Below are 2422 nucleotides of genomic sequence, written 5' to 3'. Positions count from 1 at the left end.
GGACGAACTCAATAAGCAAAAAAAATAATTTATACTAAGCTCCTTTATAAGGAGCTTTTTTATTTTAAAAACTATGGTAACAGTAAAAAAAGCAACACTAGAACACATAGCTTTAATAGCTCCTCTATTTAATAATTACAGAATATTTTACAAGCAAGAATCTAATTTAGAGGCTGCAATTAATTTTTTAAAAGAAAGATTAACCAAAGGACAATCTCATATTTTTATTGCTTTTAAAGGTGATGAAGCCGTTGGCTTTACCCAACTCTATACCTCATACTCATCAGTATCTCTACTACCTATATTTATATTAAACGATTTATTTGTGGATGCAAATTACAGATCTAAAAATATTGGTGCTGCCCTACTCCAAAAAGCACAAGAGTTTTGTTTAGAAAATAAGTATAAGGGAGTTGCTCTAGAGACTGCAACAGACAACCCTGCACAAAAATTATATGAAAAATTAAACTGGAAAAAAGACACAAACTCTTTTCACTACTTTTGGACAGCCAAATAGCAAAATCTAAATTGTATATTTGCTACCAATAATTTAGTATGAGAATAGATATTATTACGGTTTTACCAGAGTTATTAAAAAGTCCGTTTGAGGCATCAATTTTAAAAAGATCTATAGAAAAAGGACTTGTAGAAGTTCATTTTCATAACTTAAGAGATTACACAGACAAAAGCTACAACCAAATAGATGATTACCAATTTGGTGGTGGTGCCGGTATGGTTATGATGATAGAACCTATAGACAAATGCATAAGCAAGCTAAAAGCAGAGCGTACTTATGATGATGTTATTTATATGACTCCAGACGGTAGTACTTTAAACCAAAAAATGGCCAACACACTATCCTTATCAGAAAATATAATTATTCTTTGCGGACATTATAAAGGTGTAGACCAAAGAGTAAGAGATACCTTAATTACTAAAGAAATATCTATTGGAGATTACGTATTATCTGGAGGAGAACTTGGTGCTGCAGTTTTATGCGATACCATTATAAGGTTAATTCCTGGTGTATTAAATAATGAAACATCTGCTTTAACAGACACTTTTCAGGATAATTTATTAGCCCCACCAGTTTACACAAGACCTGCCGAATACAAAGGGTTAAAAGTACCAGAAGTATTACTTAATGGTAACTTTCCTAAAATAGAAAAATGGAGAGAAGACCAAGCCTATGAAAGAACCAAACAATTAAGACCAGATTTACTAGACAATGATTGATAATTTTGAAATATTATACGGAATAACTTCAATATTTTACGCCCTAATAGCCATAACAACAACTATTGGAGCTATAATTTACACCACCAAAAAGAAGGATATAGCTGGTGTTTTTATGATTATTGGTAGCATTGTAAGCTTTTTGTGTACAATAGCATACCCAATAATAACAGCACTAACAAGCGCACTTAATTTAGACATGGAGCAACTAATGCTAGCTAACTATAGTGTTAATGTATTAAGTTGTTTCTTCTCTATTATTTTTGTCATAGGCTTTATTATAGCCGTTAGCAAATTAAAAAAAGAGTCATAATAACTATTTTAAAGCAAAAAATACAATTCAAAACTTGCTATATGTAATTAATAATGTATTTTTGCACTCGATTTAAAATTAACCTCTGGCGAAACACGTGAACTGTTGATTTTAATAAACTTATATAAAAAAACACAAGATGGAAGCATTAATTAAATTTGTTGAAGACGAATTTGTTCCAAAAAAAGATTTTCCAAAATTCTCTGCTGGTGATACAATTACTGTATACTACGAAATTAAGGAAGGTGAAAAAACTCGTACTCAGTTCTTTAGAGGTGTAGTTATCCAAAGAAGAGGTAGCGGTGCTACAGAAACTTTTACTATTCGTAAAATGTCTGGTACTGTTGGTGTTGAGCGTATTTTCCCTGTTAATTTACCTGCACTACAAAAAATTGAAATCAATAAGAAAGGTAAAGTACGTAGAGCTCGTATCTTCTACTTTAGAGGTCTTACTGGTAAGAAAGCAAGAATTAAAGAAGTTCGTAAATAATATAACTTCTAATACAACAATAAAAAGTCTACCTAACGGTAGACTTTTTTTGTTAACACAATTACCAAATACACAGTTAAATTTTAAAATAAATAGAATATGTTAAAATTATAGGTTTATTAATTATTTTTTATTAATTTTAAGTGTTGTTTACTAGTAATATCATTTTTAATGGTTAAGTGTTTAGTAAATTTCTATAAAGTTGCGTTCTTTATATTGTTACAAGACCTCAAATAAACTAATTAAGACACATTCTTAATTGCTTTAACAAGAAGGCCTACAATAAGTTGATAAAATTTAATTGTAGATTTTTAATTTAATAAATTATATGTTTAATTAACTTAAAGGTGGTAACAAGAAGAAATATAATGATTGACTTGATT

At 29.5% G+C, this 2422-nt stretch carries 4 protein-coding genes; all 4 read left to right on the top strand.

All coding sequences use genetic code 11. The annotated features are described in order from the left end of the window. Positions 1-73 precede the first annotated feature (73 nt). The 4 genes from ABJD66_RS03920 to rplS all read left to right on the top strand — a co-directional run bounded on the left by ABJD66_RS03920 (position 74) and on the right by rplS (position 2039). Positions 74-517, top strand: coding sequence for a GNAT family N-acetyltransferase (locus ABJD66_RS03920; protein WP_348128460.1), 444 nt, complete (start codon positions 74-76; stop codon positions 515-517). 38 nt (positions 518-555) lie between these two features. After that, positions 556-1236, top strand: coding sequence for a tRNA (guanosine(37)-N1)-methyltransferase TrmD (gene trmD / locus ABJD66_RS03915; RefSeq protein WP_100895621.1), 681 nt, complete (start codon positions 556-558; stop codon positions 1234-1236). Further along, complete coding sequence (locus ABJD66_RS03910; RefSeq protein WP_100895620.1) at positions 1229-1549, top strand: hypothetical protein; 321 nt, start codon at positions 1229-1231, stop codon at positions 1547-1549. Before trmD ends, ABJD66_RS03910 begins: the two co-directional genes overlap by 8 nt. Before the next feature lie 139 nt (positions 1550-1688). Beyond that, a complete protein-coding gene (gene rplS, locus ABJD66_RS03905; protein WP_013619598.1) occupies positions 1689-2039 on the top strand; it encodes a 50S ribosomal protein L19 in 351 nt (116 codons plus the stop codon). Positions 2040-2422: the final 383 nt, after the last annotated feature.

It is taken from the genome of Cellulophaga sp. (assembly GCF_039943695.1).
Taxonomy (GTDB): domain Bacteria; phylum Bacteroidota; class Bacteroidia; order Flavobacteriales; family Flavobacteriaceae; genus Cellulophaga.
The sequence above is the reverse complement of the archived record's forward strand: the minus strand, read 5'-3'. Positions and strand labels throughout refer to the sequence as shown.

Excerpts from the sequence above, each read along its gene's own strand:
- ABJD66_RS03920 (WP_348128460.1), top strand. The coding sequence starts at position 74 with ATGGTAACAGTAAAAAAAGCAACACTAGAACACATAGCTTTAATAGCT.
- trmD (WP_100895621.1), top strand. The coding sequence starts at position 556 with ATGAGAATAGATATTATTACGGTTTTACCAGAGTTATTAAAAAGTCCG.
- ABJD66_RS03910 (WP_100895620.1), top strand. The coding sequence starts at position 1,229 with ATGATTGATAATTTTGAAATATTATACGGAATAACTTCAATATTTTAC.
- rplS (WP_013619598.1), top strand. The coding sequence starts at position 1,689 with ATGGAAGCATTAATTAAATTTGTTGAAGACGAATTTGTTCCAAAAAAA.